26 protein-coding genes, 5 tRNA genes and 1 pseudogene are annotated in these 25,835 nt (G+C 37.8%); 23 read left to right on the top strand and 9 right to left on the bottom strand.

The window, feature by feature from the left end; translation table 11 throughout:
* Positions 1-4: 4 nt before the first annotated feature.
* The 3 genes from C6H22_RS00440 to C6H22_RS00430 are packed head-to-tail and all read right to left on the bottom strand — an operon-like array spanning position 5 to position 2,870.
* On the bottom strand, positions 5-361 hold the full coding sequence (locus C6H22_RS00440; RefSeq protein WP_104693387.1) for a hypothetical protein: 357 nt from the start codon (positions 359-361) through the stop codon (positions 5-7).
* A 27-nt stretch (positions 362-388) separates the two neighbouring features.
* A complete protein-coding gene (murC, locus tag C6H22_RS00435; RefSeq protein WP_233706967.1) occupies positions 389-1,708 on the bottom strand; it encodes a UDP-N-acetylmuramate--L-alanine ligase in 1,320 nt (439 codons plus the stop codon).
* A 7-nt stretch (positions 1,709-1,715) separates the two neighbouring features.
* Positions 1,716-2,870, bottom strand: coding sequence for a succinyldiaminopimelate transaminase (locus tag C6H22_RS00430; protein WP_104693386.1), 1,155 nt, complete (start codon positions 2,868-2,870; stop codon positions 1,716-1,718).
* A gap of 157 nt (positions 2,871-3,027) precedes the next feature.
* On the opposite strand from C6H22_RS00430, the gene C6H22_RS00425 reads away from it, so the two are divergent.
* From C6H22_RS00425 to C6H22_RS00380, 7 genes are all read left to right on the top strand, one after another.
* A tRNA-Gly gene (locus C6H22_RS00425) sits at positions 3,028-3,102 on the top strand.
* A gap of 62 nt (positions 3,103-3,164) precedes the next feature.
* Positions 3,165-3,252, top strand: a tRNA-Leu gene (locus C6H22_RS00420).
* 19 nt (positions 3,253-3,271) lie between these two features.
* Positions 3,272-3,346: transfer RNA gene (locus tag C6H22_RS00415), tRNA-Cys, on the top strand.
* A gap of 34 nt (positions 3,347-3,380) precedes the next feature.
* Positions 3,381-3,468 (top strand) — tRNA-Ser (locus C6H22_RS00410).
* A 1,054-nt stretch (positions 3,469-4,522) separates the two neighbouring features.
* On the top strand, positions 4,523-4,981 hold the full coding sequence (exbB, locus tag C6H22_RS00390; protein ID WP_104693382.1) for a TonB-system energizer ExbB: 459 nt from the start codon (positions 4,523-4,525) through the stop codon (positions 4,979-4,981).
* Positions 4,978-5,361 (top strand): TonB system transport protein ExbD, encoded by a 384-nt coding sequence (gene exbD / locus C6H22_RS00385; protein ID WP_104693381.1) that lies wholly within the window; start codon positions 4,978-4,980, stop codon positions 5,359-5,361. The genes exbB and exbD overlap by 4 nt, the downstream gene beginning before the upstream one ends.
* The gene (locus tag C6H22_RS00380) at positions 5,324-5,992 is read left to right on the top strand and encodes a TonB family protein (protein ID WP_104693380.1); all 669 of its coding nucleotides are present in this window, start codon (positions 5,324-5,326) and stop codon (positions 5,990-5,992) included. The genes exbD and C6H22_RS00380 overlap by 38 nt, the downstream gene beginning before the upstream one ends.
* A 122-nt stretch (positions 5,993-6,114) precedes the next feature.
* Here C6H22_RS00380 and C6H22_RS00375 read toward each other — a convergent pair whose 3' ends face one another.
* Complete coding sequence (locus tag C6H22_RS00375) at positions 6,115-8,196, bottom strand: RNA degradosome polyphosphate kinase (protein WP_104693379.1); 2,082 nt, start codon at positions 8,194-8,196, stop codon at positions 6,115-6,117.
* Between the two features lie 171 nt (positions 8,197-8,367).
* On the opposite strand from C6H22_RS00375, the gene C6H22_RS00370 reads away from it, so the two are divergent.
* Together C6H22_RS00370 and C6H22_RS00365 are read left to right on the top strand one after the other, a co-directional pair.
* A complete protein-coding gene (locus C6H22_RS00370; RefSeq protein ID WP_104693378.1) occupies positions 8,368-8,877 on the top strand; it encodes a hypothetical protein in 510 nt (169 codons plus the stop codon).
* Positions 8,878-8,919: 42 nt separating this feature from the next.
* Positions 8,920-10,770: a menaquinone biosynthesis decarboxylase gene (locus C6H22_RS00365; protein ID WP_104693427.1), complete on the top strand. Its 1,851-nt coding sequence runs from the start codon at positions 8,920-8,922 to the stop codon at positions 10,768-10,770.
* Here C6H22_RS00365 and C6H22_RS00360 read toward each other — a convergent pair.
* On the bottom strand, positions 10,767-12,194 hold the full coding sequence (locus C6H22_RS00360; RefSeq protein WP_104693377.1) for a response regulator: 1,428 nt from the start codon (positions 12,192-12,194) through the stop codon (positions 10,767-10,769). The genes C6H22_RS00365 and C6H22_RS00360 overlap by 4 nt on opposite strands.
* Before the next feature lie 4 nt (positions 12,195-12,198).
* Positions 12,199-12,804, bottom strand: a complete 606-nt coding sequence (locus C6H22_RS00355) for a UPF0323 family lipoprotein (RefSeq protein ID WP_199769777.1) — start codon at positions 12,802-12,804, stop codon at positions 12,199-12,201.
* 168 nt (positions 12,805-12,972) lie between these two features.
* Between C6H22_RS00355 and C6H22_RS00350 the strand changes: the two genes are divergently transcribed.
* The 13 genes and pseudogenes from C6H22_RS00350 to C6H22_RS00290 all read left to right on the top strand — a co-directional run.
* Positions 12,973-13,845: a DnaJ C-terminal domain-containing protein gene (locus C6H22_RS00350; RefSeq protein WP_104693375.1), complete on the top strand. Its 873-nt coding sequence runs from the start codon at positions 12,973-12,975 to the stop codon at positions 13,843-13,845.
* A 9-nt stretch (positions 13,846-13,854) separates the two neighbouring features.
* Entirely contained in the window at positions 13,855-14,208 is a 354-nt protein-coding gene (locus tag C6H22_RS00345) for a heat shock protein transcriptional repressor HspR (protein ID WP_104693374.1), read from the top strand.
* A gap of 5 nt (positions 14,209-14,213) precedes the next feature.
* Positions 14,214-15,419, top strand: coding sequence for a replication-associated recombination protein A (locus tag C6H22_RS00340; RefSeq protein WP_104693373.1), 1,206 nt, complete (start codon positions 14,214-14,216; stop codon positions 15,417-15,419).
* The gene (locus tag C6H22_RS00335) at positions 15,416-16,339 is read left to right on the top strand and encodes a hypothetical protein (RefSeq protein WP_104693372.1); all 924 of its coding nucleotides are present in this window, start codon (positions 15,416-15,418) and stop codon (positions 16,337-16,339) included. The genes C6H22_RS00340 and C6H22_RS00335 overlap by 4 nt, the downstream gene beginning before the upstream one ends.
* A 57-nt stretch (positions 16,340-16,396) precedes the next feature.
* Positions 16,397-17,389 (top strand): UDP-3-O-(3-hydroxymyristoyl)glucosamine N-acyltransferase, encoded by a 993-nt coding sequence (gene lpxD / locus C6H22_RS00330; protein WP_104693371.1) that lies wholly within the window; start codon positions 16,397-16,399, stop codon positions 17,387-17,389.
* A 40-nt stretch (positions 17,390-17,429) separates the two neighbouring features.
* Positions 17,430-18,365: a hypothetical protein gene (locus tag C6H22_RS00325; RefSeq protein ID WP_104693370.1), complete on the top strand. Its 936-nt coding sequence runs from the start codon at positions 17,430-17,432 to the stop codon at positions 18,363-18,365.
* 56 nt (positions 18,366-18,421) lie between these two features.
* A complete protein-coding gene (locus C6H22_RS00320) occupies positions 18,422-18,826 on the top strand; it encodes a diacylglycerol kinase (RefSeq protein ID WP_233706969.1) in 405 nt (134 codons plus the stop codon).
* Positions 18,827-18,888: 62 nt separating this feature from the next.
* Positions 18,889-19,431 carry a YceI family protein gene (locus C6H22_RS00315; protein ID WP_104693369.1) on the top strand — a complete coding sequence of 181 codons (543 nt, stop codon included), beginning with the start codon at positions 18,889-18,891 and terminating at the stop codon, positions 19,429-19,431.
* 283 nt (positions 19,432-19,714) lie between these two features.
* Entirely contained in the window at positions 19,715-20,707 is a 993-nt protein-coding gene (gene pta, locus C6H22_RS00310; RefSeq protein ID WP_104693368.1) for a phosphate acetyltransferase, read from the top strand.
* A 32-nt stretch (positions 20,708-20,739) separates the two neighbouring features.
* A complete protein-coding gene (locus tag C6H22_RS00305; RefSeq protein WP_104693367.1) occupies positions 20,740-21,936 on the top strand; it encodes an acetate kinase in 1,197 nt (398 codons plus the stop codon).
* Positions 21,937-21,945: 9 nt separating this feature from the next.
* Entirely contained in the window at positions 21,946-22,545 is a 600-nt protein-coding gene (locus C6H22_RS00300; protein WP_104693366.1) for an isochorismatase family protein, read from the top strand.
* A 124-nt stretch (positions 22,546-22,669) separates the two neighbouring features.
* Complete coding sequence (locus tag C6H22_RS00295; protein WP_104693365.1) at positions 22,670-23,149, top strand: ankyrin repeat domain-containing protein; 480 nt, start codon at positions 22,670-22,672, stop codon at positions 23,147-23,149.
* A 38-nt stretch (positions 23,150-23,187) separates the two neighbouring features.
* Positions 23,188-23,283 (top strand): annotated as a pseudogene (locus tag C6H22_RS00290) (catalase); the annotation flags it as partial.
* Between the two features lie 164 nt (positions 23,284-23,447).
* Here the strand turns inward: C6H22_RS00290 and C6H22_RS00285 are convergent.
* The 3 genes from C6H22_RS00285 to C6H22_RS08580 all read right to left on the bottom strand — a co-directional run bounded on the left by C6H22_RS00285 (position 23,448) and on the right by C6H22_RS08580 (position 24,644).
* Positions 23,448-24,245, bottom strand: a complete 798-nt coding sequence (locus C6H22_RS00285; RefSeq protein WP_104693364.1) for a UDP-N-acetylmuramate dehydrogenase — start codon at positions 24,243-24,245, stop codon at positions 23,448-23,450.
* On the bottom strand, positions 24,245-24,511 hold the full coding sequence (gene fliQ, locus C6H22_RS00280; protein ID WP_104693363.1) for a flagellar biosynthesis protein FliQ: 267 nt from the start codon (positions 24,509-24,511) through the stop codon (positions 24,245-24,247). Before fliQ ends, C6H22_RS00285 begins: the two co-directional genes overlap by 1 nt.
* A 36-nt stretch (positions 24,512-24,547) precedes the next feature.
* Positions 24,548-24,644: transfer RNA gene (locus C6H22_RS08580), tRNA-Sec, on the bottom strand.
* 99 nt (positions 24,645-24,743) lie between these two features.
* On the opposite strand from C6H22_RS08580, the gene luxS reads away from it, so the two are divergent.
* A complete protein-coding gene (gene luxS / locus C6H22_RS00275; protein ID WP_104693362.1) occupies positions 24,744-25,232 on the top strand; it encodes an S-ribosylhomocysteine lyase in 489 nt (162 codons plus the stop codon).
* The last annotated feature ends 603 nt before the right edge of the window (positions 25,233-25,835 follow it).

Raw genomic sequence — 25,835 nt, 5'->3', positions numbered from 1 at the left:
TGTGTTATTTACTGCAAGATTCTAAGAGGATTTTTATGCCCTTGTGTGGGGAGTTTTCCTTGCCTTGAATAGATTTGATACCGCTTGTGATTTCAAAATCTTGCTTTTGGACTACAAGAGTATCATCATTCATTTTGCACCGCAACGATTCTCCACGATTAAAGGCATTTTGAAGTTCATAGAGGTTTTGTGCATCTTGGTCTTGTAAATATGTGTAAATACCGCCTAACCCCACGATAATAACAAGACTTATGGTAATGCCAATGCGCTTTTTTGTGTCAATTTCTTGTGAATCTTTGATGATCATCATGATGAGGGCGATAAGCAGTGTAACAAAAATAACAAATAAGATATAAGCCATAAAAATCCTTTTTAGGTGTTGTGTGTATTATTTTTCACCGCGTAGCTGATAGGTGATATCCCCAGCCCCTAATCCTATAATAAGTGCATTTTGGAGATCACGCAATTTGTATGTATCATTATACAATGCGATGCCTTGATTTTCTTTTTTGATATGTGTGGCAAAGGTAGGTTTATAATGTGTAAATTCATTAGGCAAGTCGATAGCTATTTCTTTTTCACCAGCGCACCACACAGGCAAAATTACTAATTCATCACAAAGTTTAAAGCATGTTTTAAAACTTTGGAGATTCTCTACAAGGCGCGAGTATTTGTGTGGCTGCCAAATGGCAATAACGCGATGTAAGCCACTAAGGTTGGCATAAATTTGAGCACTTTTTAGTGTGGCTAGTATCTCTGTAGGGTGATGCGCGTAATCATCAATGATAGTTGTTGCGCCTTTTTGAAGTATATCAAAACGCTTTTTTATACCTTTGAAATTACGGAGATTTGTGGCGATTTGTGCTATATCTTTGCCTTCATCAAGTGCGCATAAAATCGCCAAAGAGGCATTAAGTGCGATATGCTCACCAAAACCATAGACTTGAAAGGTCCCTACATTTTTGAGTGTGAATCTCGTGTATGGTTCGCTATTATCAATCATATATGTGATATCACAAATATCGTGTTTGGGATTTAGCTTTGTGGCTTGGAGATTGACATTTTGGAGGTAGGTATCTTGGATATTGATAACGCGTTTTTTGGCAAGTTGCAAAAACGCATCGTATGCGCTATAAAATTCCTCTAAGTTGTGATTGTATGTTTCCATATGTTCAGGTTCGGCGTTTGGCACGATTGCATAATATGGGTTGGAATTTAAAAAGCTCTTATCAGATTCATCAGCTTCAAAGATAAGATTCTCACTCGCACATGCACGCACATTAGAGCCAAATTCTTTAGAATCTGCGCCAATTATTGCGCCATATTCTGGAAATATACTACTAAGCATCGCACTTGTCGTGCTTTTACCATGTGCTCCACAGATACTAAATACTCTTTTGTCTTTGAGGATAAATTCTAGAGCTTGTGATCGCGAAAGGACAGGGATTTTTTTTTCAAGAGCACTTAAAACTTCGACATTATCAGGTTTGATGATAGCAGAGTGTATCACGAGATCTTGATCGGTAATAGAATCTGCGTTGTGTGGGATTGTGATAGACACTCCTTGGGCTTTTAGTTCTTTTATGGCGTTGCTTTGTGCAATGTCAGATCCACTAATTTGTGCGCCTTGAGCCATAAGATAACGAGCTAGTCCAGAGATTCCAATCCCACCAATACCAATAAAATGTATTTTCATTGCTTTTTGCATTGTTATCCTATTTGTGTATTTTGTGAAAATTTTGAAGAGATGTGCGTATGCGTCTTAGTGCGTCTGTGATAGTGGGTGTATCATACACAAGAGCAAGGCGCACATAACCTTTACCAACACCATTGCGTCCCAAAAAGCTACCAGGGAGCACGCTAATGCCTTCAGTGGCATAGATATATTTGCAAAATTCCTCATCATCGCCAACATTAAGCCATACATAAAATGTGTATGGGCTAATATGAATATCAGGGAATATTTTTTGGGCTACGCGGAGATTCTCTGCATAGATTGCGCGACTTTGTTCTGGTGAGTGAAAGTCCTCCCACGCATATGTAGCGGCTTTTTGGAGTGGTAGCGGGATAGCACATCCAATGTATGTGCGATATAAACCATAGGCTTTTAAAATATCGCTATCTCCGGCAATAAATCCACTTCTAAGTCCTGGAGCACTAGAGCGCTTGGATATAGAATTAAGTGCTAAAATATTTTTAAAATTCGTATTGCCTGCTTTAAGACTTGCTTCTAGGATACTTGTTGGTTTTGTATCGACATAAAGTTCGCTATAACACTCATCGCTTAAAATCACAAAGTCGTATTCAAGTGCTTTTTGCACCCATTCTATAAGTTCATCAAGCTCTAGGACGCTACCAGTTGGATTGTTGGGAGAGTTAAGAATCACAATTTGAGGCTTGTTTGGATTTGCTAAAAGAGATTGCAAAGAGGGCTTAAAGGTATTTTGTGGTGTGAGATCCATAAGGATTGTTTGAGCCCTGCACGCAATTGCCGCACCTTCATAGATTTGATAAAATGGATTAGGGTAGGCTATAATAGGGTTTTGTGTGTCAAAGAGATAAAATTGGGGAAAATTAAAAAGCACTTCACGTGTCCCAAATGTAGGGATAATTTGCTGTGGATTCAGTTCTATGCCATAGCGATGAGCAATAAAGGCAAGTTGTGCATTGATGAGGTACTCTTCACCACTTGATCTTGGATATTTATTGAGTAATGGGGTATTTTCTTTGAGACTAAGTTGAATATTTTGTGGTGTTTGGAATTGTGGTTCGCCTATGGTAAGCGTAATAGGTGGTATCTGTGGTGGCGTTATATCGTTAAGGAGGGCACGGAGCTTTTCAAATGGATAGCTTTGGAATTGAGTTAGCACACAAGATCCTTATATAAGAGATGTCGTAAAATCGGTTATTTTGTCTAAATACAAAGCACTTAAAGCTGTTATTGTAGTGAAAAAAACTTATATTTTAATTATTTGTAGAATTTAGCTTGATTTTTTAGAAAAACACTGCTAAAATTCCAATTTTTGTGCGGGAATAGCTCAGTGGTAGAGCACAACCTTGCCAAGGTTGGGGTCGCGGGTTCGATCCCCGTTTCCCGCTCCATATCGTTTATGTTTCATCAGTTTTTATAATTTAGTGTTTTTGTTTTGGAACTTTTGGGTTACGCCCGGGTGGTGAAATTGGTAGACACAAGGGACTTAAAATCCCTCGGACATTGCGTCTGTACCGGTTCAAGTCCGGTCTCGGGCACCACCTTTTAGATTCTATATGTGGCGACATAGCCAAGTGGTAAGGCATGGGCCTGCAAAGCCTTGATTCCCCAGTTCGAATCTGGGTGTCGCCTCCAAATTAGCCTACTGCATATTCATATAATAAAAATTCGGGAGATGGCTGAGTGGTTGAAAGCGGCGGTCTTGAAAACCGTTGAGGGTCACACCTCCGGGGGTTCGAATCCCTCTCTCCCGGCCAGAGTTTCCTGTTTTTTACAATCGATTCAAGGGACCACAATGAATCTCTTCTTTTATATCATCGTGCTAATCTATAGTGTTAAAACGCATTTATAAAAACAATAATCACACACAATGTAAACTCCATAGCGGATTGCTATTTTAGATCCAAGATTTGCTCCAATAAATTGTCCTAAAGCCATGAGAAGTCCAATACCCCAAAGCGTATGCCCACCAATTACAAAAAATCAACAAAGTGAGATTTGTAGAGAAATTATAAAGTTTTGCCTCACTCAAGCTTTGCATAACCCCAAAAACGCTAACCACAATCAATATAAGCATAAAAATGATTCTATTCCGGGTCTAAAAAATCCATACATAAAAAACAACAGCAATTACAAGACTTAAATATGCAGGATTAAATTTTTTCGTTTTTTCTACGTCTCTAAATACTTGGTGAAAATAAAAAATATAATCCAAAGACAAGAATCAAAAAAAGCAAGATTTTTGAGAGAAAATCTATCTAAAGAAATTGCACAGCAATTGTGCCTAATTACTGCAAAAAAAAAGAAAGCAATGGCTACAAGGGTATTTTTGGATTTTATACTAATATATACTTTTGTAACACTGCAAAGTTGCCAAAAAGCTCCTAAAAGAGCTTTGAAGTTTGTTTGTTGCTAGGGCTTGTAGAGGCGATATTCCAGCAAGTAAAAGTGTTGGGGTTGTATCATTCCACCACCTCCTGTAAAAATATACACATATTCAAGGTTACGATGGTATTCTTGCATGGAAATTCCTATAACAAAAAGTGTAATTATAGTGCAAAAATCAAAAAAAACATAAAGCTTTGTGTCTCTTGGCAACGAGTGATATGTGGAAATAAGATAGATTTTTAGGGATGTTTGCATTAAAAATATCGCCCATAGCTAAAGCACTTCGGGATTTAGCAACAGAGCTCTCATAGCCCTTGCACAAGGGTTAGTAATTACTAAACTTATTTTAAGAATTATTCTTATAAAATTCCGCCTAGTTCGTAGGGATTATGGAAGTCATTATCATAAGGAGTGTGTAAGGCTATGGAGCTACTCAAGGAATACATCGATCATATTATCTTTGCTATTTTGGGACTTATGAGCTTTTTAGTTGTGTGGTTGAGTATTGAGCGCACTCTGTTTTATGCCAAACTCAAAATCGAGCATTACACAACAAAAGAAGAGCTAGAAGAAGCATTAAGCAAAAATCTTACAGCACTCTATATTATCTATTCTAATGCCCCTTATATTGGGCTTTTGGGCACGGTTGTAGGGATTATGATTACCTTTTATGATATGGGTGTGAGTGGTGGGCTTGATGCCAAAAGCATTATGATAGGGCTTTCTACTGCGCTTAAAGCGACTGCGTTAGGACTTTTGGTTGCTATTCCTACACTTATTGTTTATAATGTTTTTTTGCGTAAGGTTGATGTGTATCTCAATAGATTCCAAGTCTTTTGCACAAAAACCAAGCATACGCATAATGGGGATAATGCACAATGAGGCTTCCTAAAAAAGATGGATTAAATGTGATTCCACTTATTGATGTGATGCTTGTATTACTCGCAATTGTGCTAAGTGTCTCGACTTTTATCGCACAAGGGCAAATCAAAGTGGAATTGCCAAACTCTAATCAACAATCAATGCCAAGTGATGCACCCACAAGTTTGCTTAGTATCGATAAAGAAGGCAATATTTTTTTTGAAAATATGCCCGTGGATTTATCGACGCTTAGAGATAAGATTTTTGCGTTAGATTCCAAGGTCTTACTAAAGCTTGAAATTGATAAAGATTCTAAGTTTGATATATTTGTGCAAGTTGCAGATATACTAAAGGAGAAAGGACATGAAAATGTTAGCATTGCCACATCACAACAGCGATAAGATTCTTACCCCAAGCAAGATAGGATTTTTTGCGTCTTTATTGTTGCATACATTGTTTATGTATCTAATCCTTGAAAAATTCCAGCCTATACAAGTTGCCCAAAATGGTATTGATACTATCACGTTCGCACTTGCTACGATACAAACTCCTAGTCAACAAGATATCCAGCCAAAGCCTACTCCAAAACCAAGCAAGATTCAAAAAAAACAACAACCAAAGCCCTTGACACAAAAAGCCCATAATCCAGTGCCCCAAGAAATTGTGGAGCAGATTTCAGAATCTATGAATGCTAAGCAAGCCAATGAGCAAAATTCCGGTGATGTTGTGCAGCGCACTGCTAAAAATGACGGAGAATATAATGAGTTGTATGACAAGATTCAAAGTGCAATCACCCAAAAACAACAGCACCCATTTATGCTACGTAAACGCGGTATTGAGGGTGAAGTAACGGTGGAATTTGATGTCTATACAGATGGTAGAGTGGATAATATCAATGTGATACAACCCTCGCAATATGAAGCATTTAATGAAGACTCAATTAAGGCTATCAAAGATGCCTCAAAGAATTTCCCAAAATTACAACACAACCAGGGGTTTGTCGTAGTGCTTAAATACAACCTCGCTACATAAGGTTATTGATAAAAATCCTAAGTTTTAAAGGTTAAAGTGTAGCATTGTGTATTTGTAGATTCTGTTTTAGCCCCTTTTGCTTATTTCTTTGGGATTTTTGACTTTTAACTTTTTATCCTTTATTAACTCTCGCCCATCATACGCTTAATAAGCTTTAGGGCTTTGGCACTTTTTTCATTTTTGTATAGCATATTTGTCATTTCTTCAAAAACTTCCTGTGCGTTGATAGAATCTTGCGTTGGGGTGAGCTTTGTGTATTCGCCATTGCTTTGGAGCTCGTGAGCTTGGAGATTATCTTTGAGCTGAATAGTGATAATCTCAAGCAATTTATGCGCAATTTTTTCATTAACGGCAGGCGTGAGAATCTCTATCCTGCGTTCAAGGTTGCGTGGCATAATGTCTGCGGAGGCAAAATAAATAGGTGTTGGCGCATTTTTGAAAAAATAGATTCTAGCGTGCTCTAGGTATTTACCCACAATAGAAATGACGCGGATATTTTCACTCACGCCTTTTACTTTAGGTCTTAGGCAACATATTCCACGCACGATAAGATCAATTTTTACCCCTGCTTGTGAAGCTCTATAAAGCTCGCGGATAATATCCATATCAACAAAGGCATTGGCTTTCATTATGATTCGCCCTTGTTCGCCATTTTGGCGTTCATTATCAATAAGGCGAAGCAATTCGGTTTTTATTTGTGTGGGAGCTATTTTTAGTTTGCTAAGCTCGGTTTTGTAGGCGTTGCCTGTGGAGAGTGCATGGAAAAGCTTTAGGGCATCATTGGCGATGTCTGTATTGCTTGTGAGTAAAGAAAGGTCAGTATAGATTTTGGCAGTGCCTGGATTATAGTTACCTGTGCTAAGATGGATATATTCTTTGAGTGCATTATTGACACGCTTTATGACAAGCGCAATTTTTGCATGGACTTTTAATCCTGGAATCCCATAAATCACATGTGCTCCTGCAGATTCTAGACTTTTAGCCCAATGGAGATTATTTTCTTCATCAAAACGCGCTTTGAGTTCGACAAGCGCAGTTACTTGCTTATTGTTTTCAGCTGCCTCGATGAGAGCCTGCACAATGGGTGAATTTTTGCCCACGCGATAGAGTGTCATACGAATACTCACAACATCAGGATCTTTTGCTGCGCTTTGAATAAAATTCACCACAGAATCAAAACTTTCGTATGGGTGGAATAAGAGCGTGTCATTATTGTTTAGTGTGGTAAAAATATCGGTACTACTCTCTAGTGGTGGTAAAATCTTTGGATTTATTGGCGGTAGTGTGAGATGGGCAAAATCTTTGCTTCCCACGATTTGCCACAAACCACTAAGATTAAGTAAATATGTTGTTTTATATACATAGATATCTTGTGAATCTACCTTGATGTTGGCATTGACAAATGTTATCAAATCTGCATCATTATCGCCAATCTCCAAACGCACAATTTCACCTTTTCGGCGCGTTTTAATCCCTTCACTCATAATTTGGAAAAAGTCATCAGCTTCCTCCTCCTCGATTTCCATATCTGCATTTCGTGTTATCCTAAAAGGCGTGTAACTAAGAATCTTATAATCATTAAAAAATTCTTGTGCAAATTCACCAACTATATCCTCTACAGGCACGAATACACCACTTTGGATTTCAAAAAATCGTGGTAAAATACGAGGAATTCGGATAATGCCATAACGCAAGACATCATCTTGGGATTTAAATTTGAGTGCTATAGCAAATGAGAGGTTGTTAAGATGTGGGAATGGATGCGTAGAATCCACAAGCACAGGGACAATAACTGGATAAAGTTGAGTGAGAAAATATTCTTTTAGAAGTTTTTTCTCTTGCGTGCTTAAATCCTTGACTTGCTTAATGTGAAGGTTTTCTTTGCTTAACGCATCTCTTATCGTGTGAAAAATTTTCTCTAGCGTGTTTTGCTCTGCATGGAGGTATTTTCGTATACTTGTTAGTTGTTGTAGGGGAGTGAGTTTATCAGCTGCTGTTTCGGTAATACCACTTGTATACAGGCGCTTTAATCCAGCTACGCGTATCATATAAAACTCATCAAGATTCGTGCCATAAATTGCCACAAATTTTAGTTGCTCCAAAAATGGCATACGTGGATTTGTTGCTTCATTGAGCACACGCGTATTAAAGCGAAGCCACGATAATTCGCGGTTAAAATACATTTTACTATCTTGAATTGTCATCTTACCCTCCTATGTGCTTTTGTCTTTATTGTAGCCAAATTTCTATACAATCTCACTCAATTACTAGGTATTCTTAAGGGATATGTTGCTTTTTATTACTTTTGTGCTATGATCGCGAAGTTTCGCCATAAGTTTCATTGGTGAAAATTTTAGATTTAGAGGAGTTTATGTATGAAAAAGTTATTTTTAGCATTAGGTTTAGGTGCTAGTTTGGCTTCTGCAGTAGAGTTTGCAGGTTTTGAGATAAGTCCAGAGCTTGGTGTCAGCGCTGGAAAAGTTGTGTCCAGTAAAGAGGATAATTACACACCAATGAATTATGGTGCATATGCGCGTGTATGGCTTGGTGCATTTGGTTGGGTAGTGGCTCCTCAGGTAAAATGGGATTCTTATGAGAAAGCCAATGGGACTAGTGCTTACACCAATACACAAATAGGGGCTTCACTTGGTCATAATTTTGGCTTAGTTGTATTGCGTCTCACGCCTTATATTGGGGTAAATAAATCAACATTTAGCAAAACCTTTAGTGATACAACATCATATAATGTGGGTGTCAAACTAAAACCAGTACTTATCCCTCTTGCAGTAAGTCTCCAGTACACATACCAAAATCCAGATATTGTTGGTACAAACACAAGTTTTGCGATGCATAATGTGCAAGTTTTGTTAGGCTTGCATTTTTAAGGTCGCTTTGTTACAATGCCTCCAAAAATTTTGGGGGCATGTATGGAAAATTTTCACGATACACACGAACTCATCAAATATCTACAAACACATGATGCATTGCGTATCATTGATACGCCCTTAGATATTTATTTAGAAATTCCACATCTTGCGTATTTAGAAGTTAAAAAATCAGATTCTAAAGCTCTCCTTTTTACACATCCAGTCGATAAAAAAGCAAATAAGACTTTTGATATTCCTGTGTTGATGAATGTTTTTGGATCCCATAGATTACTTACTCTTCTTATCCAAAAAGATCCAAATGCCATAGCCAAAAATATCGCTGCGTTATTAAAATTTACTCCACCAAAGGGTGCTATGCAAATCTTGCAAAAAGCTAAAGAACTTTTTGCATTGCGTCATGTGTTTCCCAAAAAAATATCACGTACACCACCATTTCAAGAAAGAATCCAGCAAGAGATTAATCTCTATGAGTTGCCAATCCTCACGACTTGGGAACACGATGGCGGACCATTTATTACTATGGGGCAGGTTTATACTCAAAGTCTTGATGGTAAGAAAAAAAACCTCGGTATGTATCGTTTGCAAATTTATGACAAAAATCATCTTGGATTGCATTGGCAGATTCATAAAGATTCACATCATTTCTTTCACGAATACAAAAAAGCTGGACAAAAAATGCCTGTAAGTATTGCATTAGGTGGCGATCCGCTATATATTTGGTGTGGTCAAGCACCGCTACCTATGGGTATGTATGAGCTTATGCTTTATGGTTTTATACGAGGCAAAAAACCAAGGGTGAGTAAGTGTCTAACAAATGATTTGTATGTGCCTTGTGATGTAGATATTGTGATTGAGGGTTGGGTGGATACTAATACTATGTGTGATGAGGGACCATTTGGTGATCATACGGGATTTTATACGCCTATAGAATCTTATCCTGTGCTTGAAGTAAGTGCTATTACGATGAAAAAAAATCCTATTTTCCCGGCCACGGTTGTTGGCAAACCACCACTTGAAGACAAATACATGGGGTATCTTACAGAGCGCATTTTCTTACCATTGTTGCAGATGACCACACATGGCTTAGAGGATTATCATATGCCTGAAAATGGCGTGTTTCATAACCTCATATTTGCTAAACTTGCACCGCAGTATCCAGCTCACGCTATGCAGCTTATGCACGCTTTTTGGGGTGTGGGACAAATGAGTTTTGTCAAACATGCCATTTTTGTTGATGAAAATGCTCCAGATCTTCAAGATTATGAGGCATTTGGGCATTATGTGCTAAATCGTTTTAGCACAGATTGTATGCTTATTAGCGAGGGGGTTTGTGACGCCCTTGATCACTCAAGTCCAAATTTTGCTAGAGGTGGCAAGCTCGGTGTGCAGGCTATGGGAGAAGAAATAGATTCTAAGATTGTGTTTATACAAGATATGCCTTTGCACAATAAGATTCAAGAACTTTTCCCATTTGTAGAGGGGGTTAAACAGTATTTTCCGCGCACATATAATCCACTTTGTGTATGGAGTGTGCAAAAACAATCTAGTAGCCTAAAAACACTTATTAGCGCTACTTCTTTGGGAGCACTCGCACAGAATGTGCGTATAGTCTTTTTGGTAGATTGCCACAAAAATAATCTCTCAAATCCTTACATGCTTGTGTGGAGGATTACAAACAATATCGATGCAAAACGCGATATTTGGGTGCAAGAAGGCGTGGTGCTTATCGATGCTACTGATAAAAATGCACTAGATGGGTATCATAGGGAATGGCCAAAAGAAACTGATTGTAGCAAGGAAGTTATACAAGGGTTACAAGACAAAGGCTTATTAGAGGGCGTGGATCTTGCGTTTTTACGACATTATCAAATCTGTGGTGAATGCTACTAGATCGCCATTCGCACAGATTCTGCAAGTAAGCCTCCATCGTGTGCAGGCACAAAAAACTGCACACCTAAATCCCGTGCCTTGAGTATAAAATCAGAATCTTTAGATTCTGGCATGAGGATAATAAATTCTATTTTCGCATCTTTTTTGGTTATTTTGAATTTACGAATAAAATCTAGCGCACTAACATTTTCATTGCGCCAATCCATCACAACAATGTCGTATTTATTTGCACATAATTCATTAAATGCAGGGATCATCTTTTGTTCGGTAGCTATGGAGAGACAAGAATCCACTTTTTCGATAATCTGCTTATCTCGGTGCAAGTCCGCACTAGATTCTCTAATAATGAGAATATTTCTTTTGCTAACTTCTTCCAAATAACGCAAAAGATTAAAAAGTTCTTTACTACGTGGCGAGAGTTTGCTTTTGTCAAGTCCGCGTAAAAAATAATGTAAGAAAGTTTTTGAGCTATAACCACCTTCAATCCCTGCATCACGGAAAAATCGCTTAATCACTTCGCTGCGTTTTGCTCTCTGCCACAACACAGAATCTAAATCATAGGCTTTAGTATCAAGAAGCATGATAAAATGCTCTTTTATATCTTGTTTCATTGGAGTAAAAACTTCGGAAAATTCTTGGAGATGTTGTTGTCTAAAATTTTTTAGGCGATCTGTAGTTTTTACCAAGAGATCTTTTTGTACCGCAATAAAATTCACCAAATCTACATAGTGTTTTCGCATAGCTTTGACGTCTTTTTCTAGCTCTTGAAAATCCTTAGAATGCTTGTTACTAGAGTTTTTGAGTGCAAATTCGGATTCTTCTAGTTCTTTGCTCAAAGGGCGGACTTGGGCTTGTGCGTTATTAAGAGAAGCTTTAGTTGTTTCTATAAGGTTTTGTGCTTTGAGATAGGCACTTTGGCGATTTAAAAAAATCTTTTCAAACGAATATTCAAGCGAATATTCTGTTTTTTTGACATAGTTTTCAAATTCTTTATAAAGCGCTAAGATTTCTTGACGCAGTTTTTTGAGGGCAGGATTGGCGAGTGTGCCATCCATTTCACATAAGTCATTATATGCTGTGAGAATAAAGCGTTGCGATCGCAAAAAATCAAGGCGCGGATGATTTTCCATAAAATCTTTATAGTTTTGCAAAATAGTATTTTCTCGCTCAAAAAATTCGGTGATACATTCTTGTGCGGATTTGGTTACGGGGATTTCATTGGGATCTATGGGTTTTGGTTTGGGGCGTATTTTGATAACACGTGCTTTTTCTACATCAAACTCTATTTCAGCATTTTTGCAAAGTTCATCCGCTTTGCCTTCCCATAAATCGAGATTAAAAAGATATTGTCGTTTATTGACTGCTTGTTCGATTTTGCCCTGTTTGTTTTCTGTATCTATTTCTAAAAGTATGCCTTGTAACATCTATTTATCCACCCATTACGCTAGAGCCACCCACGCGCCCACTATTGCTAGAATTATTGCCAAAAAATCCACTACGACCGCTAGTGCTTTTTAATCCACTGCTTGAAGTGCTTTTGTTAGAAAAGCTATTTTTGCTTCTCTCATAGGCTTGTGGGGATTTATAATTGCGTTGTGCATTGGTTTGGAAGTTTGGATTATTAAAAAGTTTGTTGCCGATATAGCTTCCTAAGATTGCTCCAGCTGCTGATGCGAGGATTGCTCCACCAAGTCCAAGTCCCCCAGAATTTGGATTAGTGAGTTCGCTTGTTCCAGCGTCAATTTTGCGCTCCTCTTGGGCGATGAGTCGGGATATTTCCTCATCACTTAGCATACGCTCTTGACCATCTAATGTTTTTAAAAGCACCCGTGTGGTATTGCTTGGATATTCTTCAAGGATTTTATAACTACCATCTTGTTGTTCTTCTATGATAACAAATGCACCATTTTTTTGTGCATTTTGGAGTATTGAAGAATCTTTGGCATTAGAATCTTCGCACCCATACATTGCAAACGTTACTGCCACACCTATGCTACCAACCATCGCATAATCTTTGATCTTGCTAAATTTCATCACCACTCCCATATGTAATGGATTCTAAGCGTTTGCATTATATTTTTTTTCACTCTTAAAAGTCAATAAGTGTATTAAACTTGATTACATAATACTAAAGTTTTATGATATACTTTCACTAAATTTTATAGCGTATCTTTTATGTAGATTCATCATTAAGGAGTTTTTATGGCAAAAAGTTTATACCAAACATTAGAAATATCAGAACATGCAAGTGCTGATGAGATCAAAAAAGCATATAGGAAACTTGCAAGAAAATATCACCCCGATATCAATAAAGAACCTGGTGCAGAGGATAAATTTAAAGAAATTAATGCAGCATATGAAGTGTTGAGTGATGAGAATAAAAAAGCCCAATACGATAGATTCGGAGATTCTATGTTTGGGGGACAAAGCTTTCATGACTTTAGAAGTGCACAGGGTAATATGGACATTAATGATATTTTGTCGCATATCTTTGGGCAAGGGGGCTTTGGTGCTGGGACAAGTCAAAATTTCTATAGTTCCTTTGGTGGCGGATTTGGAGGTTTTGGTGGCGGAGTGGATAATGATATTTTAGATTCTATCACAATTCCTTTTGAGAGTGCTTTGCTTGGTGGTAGTTATCATTATAGCGGTAAAGGTGGGGAATTTACTATTAAGATTCCATTTGGTATTCGAGATAATGAGACTATTAGGCTAAAGGGTAAGGGTGCAAAAACGCGCTATGGCACAGGAGACTTACTTCTTAAAGTGCGTGTCGCACCAAATCCAGAATACAGCATAGATGGCGATGATTTGTTAAAAAACATAGAAGTCCCACTCAAGCTTGCGTTATTTGGCGGTAAGATGAAAGTAAGCACCTTACAAAAAGACATCATTATCACTATCCCACAAAATACCAAAAACGGACAAAAGCTCCGTATCAAAGAGCTTGGATTAAAAAACAGAAAAACACAGCATATAGGGAATTTGTATTTGCGTATCAAGGTGATATTGCCTAAAGTAGAGGATTTAAGTCCAGAACTTAAAGAAATGCTCCAAACTCAACTTACAGACTAGGAGATATCAATGTATAGCTATGATGAACCTGTGTATCTTATCAGTGTTGTGGCAAAGATTTTAGAGATTCATCCACAAACCTTGCGCCAATATGAAAAAGAAGGATTGATTGCGCCGGGACGCACCGATGGAAAAATGCGTTTATACTCCCAACGCGATATTGACAAAATAAAAACGATTTTGCGACTTACGCGAGATCTTGGTGTGAATCTTGCAGGTGTGGATATTATTTTGCGTTTAAAAGAGCGACTTGATGAACTTGATAGCATCATTGAAGAATTACGCGAAAGTAGTAAAACCTCTTCTCAAAAAGAACTCAAGATTAAAGAGAGTTCTTATGAAGTGATTTTGTTTAAAAAGTAGTGTGCATGAAAAATATTGCCAATGTCTTGCGCCCTAAGAATCTTGATGAATTTATAGGACAAGCACATATTATTGGCAAAGATACGCCTTTGTATAAAAACATTCTTTCCCAAACTCCACCTCATTGTATTTTTTATGGACCCCCTGGTTGTGGCAAGACGACATTAGCACGACTTATTTGCCAAATGCTTGAATATGAGATAGGCTATTTTAATGCCACCGCCTTTAAGTTAGAGAATCTAAAGGCTTTTGTGCTTCAGTATCAAAATTCTTTGTATAAATGTGCAGTATTTATTGATGAGATTCACCGCCTCAATAAAGCACAGCAAGAATTTTTGCTACCTATTATGGAAGATGGTCAAGTGTTGGTGCTTGGGGCTAGCACGACTAATCCTTTTTATACTCTAACAAATGCTATACGATCGCGGTGTTTTTTGTTTGAATTTACACCTCTTTCGCGTTTGGATCTCACAAAACTTCTTGATAAGGCACTTAGTCTTTATCCATGTGCACTAGATTCACAAAGTTATGAGTATCTTATAGAATCCAGTGGGGGCGATGGGCGTGCAATGTTGAACTTACTTGATGCGGTGCTCGATATAGATCCTATCACTATAGACACCCTAAAAGCTATGCGTCCCTTTAGTCTCAATGACGGAAGTAGTGAGGATAGCACACATTATAATCTTATATCTGCGATGATTAAATCCATACGTGGCAGTGATGTGCATGCGAGCATCTATTATCTTGCGCGTCTTATAGCAGGTGGTGAAAACCCTGAATTTATCGCACGTCGTCTTGTGATTTTAGCAAGTGAAGACATAGGTAATGCTAATCCAAATGCACTAAACCTAGCAACTTCCACCATGCAAGCAGTAAGCAAGATTGGCTATCCAGAATCTCGCATTATTCTTTCACAATGCGTGATTTACCTCGCTTCTTCACCCAAATCAAACACAGCATATAAGGCAATAAATGCTGCCCTAGATTCTATTGCAAAAGGCAATATTTTGCCAATTGTGCCTAATATTCTTCCTGATGGCAAGGAGTATCTGTATCCGCATGATTTTGGGGGTTATGTTACACAAACATATCTTGCCACACCACAACATTTTGTTGAGCGCACAGACAAGGGATTTGAAAAAACACTCAATGAATGGCTTGATAAGATTCATGCTATACACACCTCCAAAAATTCGCATAACAAATGATACGACTTGTTACACTTTTCCTCATCACTTTAGTAGTGTATCAGGCTTTGCTTTTTGGTGAGGAGGAAGCAATTTACAAAGAGCAAAAAATTGGTTGGCAGGTTGATTTACGGCGTATTTCGCTTAATTTTTCCTCAACTTCTTTGCGTAATCAAGAGCTTTATAGCGTATCTGCAGACACGCGTTTGCAGGGTGATTCACAGATGATTGCACAGGGATATTTGAATCTTGGTATGGATTATTACACGCCAAATTTTGTCATCTTTAATACACTTTTGACAGAATATGGACAAACAATCATTTTCCCAGCAAATGCCCCAAGCGTTAGTAACAAAAACCTTGATCGCATTTTATTGAGCTCGGATTATACACAAAGGATTTGGGAATTTGAAGAGTTTTTGGGCATACCAAGTTTGTATTTTGAGCTTGGTCCTCATAGCAAGATTTCCTATCAGACAGAATTTGTGGCTTCTAATGAGTTTGGTAGGCGACAGATTGTACGTGCCAATGTGGGAGTGAAAGTTTTTAGTGGCATGGTGCTTAAGGATTTTGCGCTTACGATGTTTGGAGAAAAAGATTTTAATGCTAGCACAAATGCACAAAGCTTTGGTTTGGAATTGGGGTTTGCGCTTGAGAAACAATTTAAAAATAGTGGCAAACTCCATTATGAAATGCATGCGCGGGATTATCTTTATACCGCCACTTCTAATGACTATGATCCTAAATATTACCTAGAGCTTGAAGTGCGTTATGATCTTAATCTTTACAAAAAAATTACCATAGCACCATTTTTTAAGCTATATATGTTACAAGGCAAATATTTTGATCGTAGTGGAAGCAATATTATGACAGGACTTGTATTTTCCTTTGGGCAGATGTTGCGGGAAGCGCCATTTCAGATTGTTTCAAAACAAAATTAGTGTAATGAGAATTTTAAGGTATAATGCCTACTTTTACAAAACCCCAAGGATTGCCTTATGCGTGTCTATCAAGCCATACAATTTTTAGAATCTAAACAGATTCACACTATACATCATTACAAGGGAGAGGATTTTATTATAAGTGGTATTGCTCCTTTAGAATCTGCTTCCTCAACGCACATAAGCTATATTGATCAGGATAAATATATTCCTAAACTTGCTACCTCTAAGGCAGGTGCGGTGCTAGTGCGCACTAGTTTTATGCAGGCTTTGGAGGGCAATGTCCCACATTCTATGCAGATTTTAGAGGTAGAAAATCCACATTTAGCTTTTGCATATCTCTCTGTATGTTTTGCAAAGCCTGAATTTGCAAACCCTATGCAAAATTATGCCAATACATATGAATCTAGTATAAAAATCGCACCAAATGCCTTTATCGGAGCAAATGTGCACATTGGTGCGCGTAGTGAGATTTTGGCTGGTGTGGTGATTAGTGATAATGTGGAGATTGGTGAAGATTGTGTTGTGTTTCCTAATGTCGTAATTTATCGTGATACCAAGATTGGAAATCGTGTGAGAATCCACGCTGGAAGTGTCATAGGAAGTGATGGCTTTGGTTATGCACATACCAAAAATGGCGAACACATCAAGATTGAGCATAATGGGTGTGTGGTGCTAGAAGATGATGTAGAGATTGGCGCAAACAATGCTATCGATCGTGCGGTTTTTGGGGAGACTATTATCAAGAAAGGGAGCAAAATTGATAACCTCGTGCAAATTGGTCATAATTGTGAGGTGGGAGAGCATACTTTGCTTGTCTCACAAGTAGGCTTGGCTGGTTCTACTACCACAGGGCGTAATGTTGTGATGGGAGGTCAGGCTGGCACTGGGGGGCATATTCATATTGGTGATTTTGTGCAAGTCGCAGGACGCGGTGCGGTGGGTAAAAATCTCCCACCAAATACAAAATGGGGTGGTCATCCACTTATGGAGCTTGATGAGTGGATGAAATTTTATGTCAAGCTACGTCGTTTAGTCAAATCCAAATAAAAATGAAATAGCTAGTGTTTTAGCACATAAGGAGAAAGGAATGAAAAAAAAGACAATTTTTATCATTGTCGGTGTGAGTGTGATTATTATCGTGGGACTTTTTGTCGCTACCAAAATCTTGACATCACAAATGAGTCGCGTGATGGAACATGAACTTAACACATTTTTGCAATCCCAAAATACACAAGATATACAACTTGAATATCGTCCTTTTGTGTGTGAAGGAAGCACAACAATCGTATGCAAAACGACACAACTTGCCATAAACAAGCACTTTGGAGCGCAAGATACAGAATCTTTGGACACACAATCCACTCTTAGTGTTGTGGGTTTTAGTGATTTGGTAGTTAGTTTTGGTGGTAGCAAAACGCACGCAAATATTGAGGTAGAATCCGACATAGCTGTTCTTGGGAGGCAATTCCACGCAAAATGCGTTAGTACAATCAATTTTATAGATTCTATGCTTGATACAAACATAACATGCAATGCGCAAGCAGGCGATATGCAGTCTGTGGCAGATACGCATCTTGCCTTTATTCACCCTAATTTTCAATCAAGCACCCTTCATGAAATTATCAAAATGTTTAAAGACACACAACAGCGCAATATAGTATTACAAGATCTTGAGGTAATGCCTATTTCCGATCATATTTCTCTCAAATCCCCAAGCCTCAAACAATCTCTAAGTGCCTTTTATGGAGCTTCTGAAGAAGATATGCAGTTTTATAGTGTAATGTTTGCCCTTATAGAATCTAGCTATCAACAAGCACAAAATTCCCAAACAAAAGAACTAGATAATGCCCTAGCTAATATGGCGAGAATTATTGGCGATGTGTGCATAGATGATAGAATTCAAGAAATTTGGTATGACATGTATGCTAAAACACCACAAATATCTTTTAAATGGAAAGATATTTTTCAAATGAGTCCCATTGACATACAGACACATTTTAGTTTAGATTTTGGGAAACGCTAATGCAAGACATGCACTATACAAATAACGAAACATCAAATACCCACCATAGCACTCATTTGCATAACACATGTAGCAAAAATACTCGCAATGACAAAAAAGGTAAAAAGGGACTAAAGCGTATTTGGAATGCGTTTTTGTATTCACTAAATGGCTTTAGAGCTACTTGGAGTGATGAAGTAGCATTTCGTCAAATTGTGGGATTGTGTGTGATTTTTGTCCCATTAGCTTTGTGGATAGCGCGAGATTGGCAAGAGGGCGTATTGCTTTTGTTGCCTTGTTTTCTTGCGCTTATGGTTGAGCTTATAAATTCTGCGATCGAAAACGCAGTAGATTATACTGGGATAGAGATTCACCCACTTGCCAAAAAAGCCAAAGACATGGGTAGTGCCGTGCAATTTTTAGCACTCACATTTTGGGTTTGTGTGTGGGTGTGGTATGGTGTTATGCGATTTTTGGAATAATGTGTTATAATGCATTCGTGAATCTTAAGCATAGATTCTTATTAAACTTGAAGGAGATTTCAATGAAGGCTTTTGTGATGGCTTTGGCAGTGGCTTTTGGAAGTATAAGTGCGGCAACTTATGTGATAGATTCTACACATTCATCGGTGGGATTTGAAGTAAAGCATTTGATGGTGAGCAAAGTAAAAGGGAATTTTAAAAAATTTAGTGGTGAGATTGAGTTTGATGGTAAAGCCCTTACTAAATTCAATGGTAAGGTAGCGATTGCAGATATCAATACCGATAACAATATGCGGGACAAACACCTCAATGCACCAGATTTTTTTGATTCTAAAAAATTTCCAGATGCAACCTTGAATATGACAAAGTTTGAAAAAGGTAAAGTGTATGCTGATCTGAAAATTCGTGATGTGGTGAAAAATGTTGTATTTGATACAGAAATAGGCGGACCGATTAAACACCCAAAAACAGGCAAAGATATAATTTCTATATCACTCAAAGGTGAAATTAATCGTAAAGATTTCAATGTGGGCGAAAATACTGCTGATAACTCTGTAAGTGATAAGGTAATTATCGCTATCGAGCTAGAAGCGAGCGCACAATAACTATATACCTAATAAGTCTCTTGGACTTATTAGGATAATGTAATTTTTCACTAAACTTTGGTGTAATCCTCTTTAATAAATATCATTTTTCCCCATGTTACCTTTTTCTATCATCCCTTATAAAATCCCATATTGCATAGATTCTCTATGCATATAAAAATATATATTGTGCAAAATGGGTAAAAATTTCCATTTTGATAGATTCTGTTTTTGTAAATAAGAAAGTTATTAATTTAGCTGTTTTAGTATGTAAATTAAGAACTACAATAAAGGGAGATTAGATATGAGTTTTATTGAAGGCATTAAACAAAAAGCAAAAGCTGATAAAAAAACAATTGTCTTACCAGAGACAAGCGATATCCGTACCTTGCAGGCAGCGCATAAGATTTTAGAGGAAGGTTTTGCTGATATTGTTTTGCTTGGTGATGAACATCAGATAAAGGCTATGGATTCTAGCCTTAACCTGCAAAAAGCACAATTCATTAATCCAAATAATACATCATTGCTTGAGGAATTTGTCGAGCTTTTTGTCGATCTTCGTGGACACAAAGGTATGGATGCACAAAAAGCTAGAGAATTACTCACCAAAGATTGGCTATATTTTGGTGTAGCATTGGTAAAAGCAAAAAAAGCTGATGGTATGGTAGCAGGAGCTTTGCACGCTACATCTGATGTTTTGCGTCCATCATTGCAAATTATTGGGACTGCAAAAGATTCTAAGATTGTTTCATCATGTTTTGTGATGATTGTGCCAGATTGTGCATATGGACTAGATGGGACATTTGTGTTTGCAGATTGTGCACTTTGCCAAGATCCAACGCCAGAGGAACTTGCGAATATTGCGGTAGCATCTGCACACACATTTAAGGCGCTTACAAAAAGTGAACCTTTTGTGGGGATGTTAAGTCATTCTACTTATGGTAGCGCTAATCACCCACATATCGATAAAGTAAGGGAAGCGACTAAAATCGCTCAAAACCTTGCACCAGATCTTGCCATTGATGGAGAATTGCAACTTGATGCAGCCATTGTGCCAAGCATTGGTGCTTCTAAAGCAAAGGGTTCAAAAGTGGCAGGAAAGGCGAATGTGCTTGTGTTTCCAGATTTGGATTCGGGCAATATCGGCTATAAGCTTGTGCAAAGACTTGCAAAAGCAGAGGCATATGGTCCTATTTCACAGGGAATGGCAGCACCGGTTAATGATTTGTCACGCGGTTGCAGTAGCGATGATATCGTGGGTGTTGTGGCACTTACAGCATTACAAGCACAAGCATAGATACATATAACAATACACATAAAGGAGAAAATATGAAAGTTTTAGTTATTAATTGTGGAAGTTCTTCACTTAAATTTCAACTTATTGATATGCAGACAGAAAAAGCGATTGTTTCTGGTATGTGCGATAGAATTGGACTTGAGGGTAGTGTGCTAAATTACAAGAAAAATGGTGAAAAAATAGAGAAAAAAGAGGCAATACCAAATCACCAAAAAGCAGCATCTATGGTCCTTGAAGCTCTCACGGATAAAAAACATGGTGTCATTAACTCACTTCAGGAAATAGCAGCTGTTGGACATAGGGTTGTGCATGGTGGAGAGTATTTTAAAGAATCTGTGCTTATTGATGAAAATGTGATTAAGCATGTTGAAGATTGTTCAGCACTAGCACCATTACATAATCCAGCAAATATCACAGGCATTAGAGCATGCCAAAAACTTATGCCAGATACTCCTATGGTAGCAGTTTTTGATACAGCATTTCACCAAACTATGCCTGCCAAAGCCTTTATGTATGGTGTGCCATATGAATGGTATGAAAAACACAAAGTTCGCCGATACGGGTTTCATGGGACTAGTCATAAGTTTGTTTCACAACGCACAGCGGAGTTTTTGGGGCTTGATTATCATAATTCAAAGATTATTACTTGTCACCTTGGTAATGGGTCATCGATTGCTGCGATCAAAAATGGTAAATGTATTGATACAAGTATGGGGCTTACACCGCTTGAGGGACTTATTATGGGCACAAGAAGCGGGGACTTAGATCCTGCTATTTTGGATTATATCGCTGATAGAGAGGGACTTAATACCAAAGCTATTGTGAATATTCTTAACAAAAAATCCGGTGTGTTTGGAATCTCTGGACTTTCAAGTGATTTTAGGGATTTGCTTGATGCAGATCTCAAAGGTGATGAGCGTGCAAAACTTGCTCGTGCAGCCTTTGCGTATCGTGTAGTGAAATATATCGGATCATATTGTGCGGTGCTTATTGGCGTTGATACTATTAGTTTTTGCGCAGGTGTGGGTGAAAATGCCAACTTCATACGTGGTATGATTGTGGATCATTTGGACTTTTTGGGTGTGAAACTTGATACAGAGGCAAACAAAGTATGTGGAAAAGAAGCGATCATCTCTACATCAGATTCTAAAGTCAAGGTATGCGTGATACCAACTAATGAGGAGCTTGTAATTGCGCGTGATACGCAAGCTATTGTCTCACAACTCTAGGATTATGTGATGCAATCTTTTACACAAGCGCTTTTAGATCCTACAGATTCGCTTTTTGTGTGCATTGATATACAGGAGCGACTTTTGCCTGTTATGGCACGAAAGTCTGAAGTGGTAAAAAATACCAATACTCTTTTGCAGGGTGCACAGATTCTAGGGAGCAAAATTCTTGTTACCGAGCAGTATCCAAAGGGATTGGGTGTGACAGATTCTAGTATTGTCTTTACACGCATAGAATCTTTTGATTCACGCGATGTGCAATCCCAAACTCCTCAATGTGTGCTAAGAGAAAAAAGCACGTTTAGTATTTTTGGTGATGAGGGGATCACTTCGTGTGTCGTGCAAACTGCGTGTAAAAATCTTGTTATTTTCGGGATTGAGAGTCATGTGTGTATTTTGCAAAGTGTATTGCATGCACTTATGCTTAATTTTAATGTGTGGGTTGTTCAAGATGCTCTAAGCTCCCGTAATGATACCAATCATAATAATGCGATCTCGCTGATGGCAACTCAAGGTGCAAAAATCATCAATACAGAATCTGTGCTTTTTGGTAGCATGTTAGATTCTAAAGACCCACATTTTAAAGCTATTAGCGCACTTGTGAAATAGTGCATTTTGTATGAGAATGCTTTTGAATCTCAATGAAGTAATTGTAGTTGAGATTCTAAACAAGAGTTTGTAATTTTGTGCTAATTTTTGATATTCAAAATTTAGCACAAATAAGGAGTTAAAGTTGACACATCAAGAAGAAGAATTAGAAAAATTTATTGCTCAAAGTTTTGATTTTGCTCGTAGCAATGATAAACATTCACTAGAGATAATGCTAAATGCCGGCTTAAATGTGAATTTAGCAAATCATCAAGGGAATACCTTGCTTATGTTAGCTGCATACAATAATAGTTTTGAGGTTGCAGAAATGTTGTTGCAAAGAGGGGCAGAAGTCGATAAGAAAAATGATAAAGCCCAAACACCTTTAGCTGGAGTGTGCTTTAAGGGCTACAAAGAAATGGCAGAGTTATTACTTGCATATGGTGCAAACCCTGATGAAGATAATGGTTTGGGCTTGACGCCTATTAATTGTGCCATAATGTTTCGTCGCAAAGAGATTCTTGCGCTTTTGTTAGCACATTCTCGCAAAAAACTTTCATTGTGGCAAAAAATTGGTTTGAAATTGCTAGGAAAATTTCCAAAAATATCAAACGATCCTATTTAATAATTTGTTAAGGAGACATTATGAAATTTTAATAGCGTGGATATAGCCCTGATAAAATGCTTCAAGGGCGACTCTTTAGCTATGGTGATACTCAACGCTATGGCTTGGGGATTAATCACACCCAACTTCCGGTTTATGGCTCAATAAATGGATGGCGTTCCTGTAGAAATTAAAAAGCATCAAATCCAGCACTTCAAAAAGCCGATGGACAATGTGTAAGCGCGTAGAATAGTTAGTCCTCTAAAAATGTAACCTCTAGTTTGGGATTATCTAGACTAGAGGTTACATTTTAATGTTGTTATGTGATAATCTGCACCTCACATTCTAACTCTATGCCACTAGATTCAAAAACGCGTTTTTTAGCTATGTCAATAAGCTTGATAGCTTCTTCAAATGTTCCATTCCCTAGATTCACTAAAAAATTTGCGTGTTCTTGTGCAAAGCCCATATTACCAACTCTAAAACCTCTAAGCCCTACAGATTCTAAAAGTCTCCCAGCATAATCTCCTATGGGATTTTTAAAGCAACTTCCGCAACTTGGTTTTTTGGGGTGATGAGTGCGCAATGATAAGAAATCTTGTGTAAGTTCATGCTTAAAGCCCTTGATTTTGTGAATCTTTGCTGCACAAATCACGCCTTCAATAGCACTTTTGCGATACCCAAAGCCTAATTTATGGCTTGGTATCCATATGCCATTTATATTGACCTCCAAAAGCCTTTTATCTATTTCGTGCATCCCACCGCGTTTATCCTTTAGTCCGGCATTCATCTTGATAATCCCACCAAGCGATCCGGGCAAACCTTGCAAAAATTCCATACCACCAAGATCGTGTTTTTTGAAAAAACTATAAATTTGCCCAGAACTCATCGCAGCACCGATATGCACACATGTAGATTCTATATGGATAAAAGAAAAATGTTTATCTAGCATATACAGATTTGATGCGTGTGGAGAAACAAGGAGATTATTTGCTTTGCCGATGATATGCCCATATATCTGTAGGCATTCGTGCGGAGATTCCAAAACCTGCACCTCTATGGGTGCACCCACACGCAAACTTGAATATTTAGAAAAATCAATAATGCGCGTATGCATTAAAACTTAATATCTGCAATCATATTAAAAAGCATAGTCGTATAATCCGTAATCATGCCAATCATCCACGGCATAGTAAAGATAATGACTGCCACAACTGCCAAGATTTTTGGGACAAAGCTTAGAGTCATCTCATTGATTTGGGTAGTGGCTTGGAAAATACTTACCAAAAGCCCTACGATAAGTCCAGCCAAAAGCATAGGCAATGAAAGAATAAGAGTGATTTTATATGTTTGTATTGCTAAACTCATAAGTTGAGATTCCATAGGCTTCCTTGCTAGAGAATGTTGTATGCAAACCTTTGGCGAGAAGGCGAGAGAATCGAACTCCCCAAGAGCTAGACACCTAGCCCTTCTTTGGGTTTGAAGCCCAAGGCGCACACCAGCACACTTGCCTCCCTCAAAGTTTTACATTATAAACTTTTATAGCTTAAAGCTAAAGAGAATACTATAAAAAATGCTACAATACGATTTTATATATAGATTTTAAGGAGAGAAAATGCCATTATTAGATAGCTTTAAAGTTGATCATACCATTATGCCAGCTCCAGCGGTGCGTTTGGCAAAGACAATGCAAACACCAAAGGGTGATAAGGTGAGTGTTTTTGATTTGCGTTTTTGTGTGCCAAATGAAGAGATTTTGAGCGAAAAAGGGATTCATACGCTTGAGCATCTTTTTGCGGGATTTATGCGCGATCACCTCAACGATACTAAGACAGAGATTATCGATATATCGCCTATGGGTTGTCGCACAGGGTTTTATATGAGCGTCATAGGTGCGCCTAGTGATGAAAGTGTCAAAGATGCGTGGGAAGCAAGTATGAGAGATATTCTCAAGGTTGATACAATCCCTGAAGCCAACAAATATCAATGTGGCACATATGCAATGCATTCTCTAAAAGAAGCGCAAGATATTGCTACAAATGTATTAAATAGAGGTGTTGGGATTATGGATACACAAAAGATTCTTCTTAAAGATATATCATAAGCCTTGATGAGAATCTAGCCCAAATACAGAATCTTCCATATGGGAGATTCTGTATTTTCATAACTTTAAAAATTCACACTTACCCCTACTTGCAACACTCCATATTTTTCACCCTGTATCGTAGCTTTTATAAAAATATCGCCTTAGGTGTATATTCCATAATATTTGCAAAATAATTCATATAGCTCTTGACTTAGAGTAATTCTCATCTTTTAAATCCATTTTTTAAAACCTGTAATAAGGTTTATGCTGTTTGTATAGAAGATCGTATGAATGTTTTACAGGCATTTGTAGCACATATTTGTATATTTGGAGGTGTGATGATGGCACAGAATGTGGATTCTTGAGATAAGCCTTTTGCAAAAAGCCAAAAGGTGCAAACACAAAAAGTGCATTTTAAAAATCGCTACGGGATTACGCTAATTGGGGGATTTGTATATCCCTAAGATTGCATATCCAAAAAATTTCCTGCTATCACAATTAGTGTCCTTTTAGTGCGCTAAAAGGACAGACTTCTGGGTTATATGCACAGACTTTGACAGAATCTGGTTTTATTACATTGGCTTTTATTCATCATTTACCGGAGAGTGGCGGAGAACCTAA

This window comes from Helicobacter equorum (assembly GCF_900198655.1).
Taxonomy (GTDB): Bacteria; Campylobacterota; Campylobacteria; order Campylobacterales; family Helicobacteraceae; genus Helicobacter_F; species Helicobacter_F equorum.
This window is presented reverse-complemented; position numbering and strand designations above follow the sequence as displayed.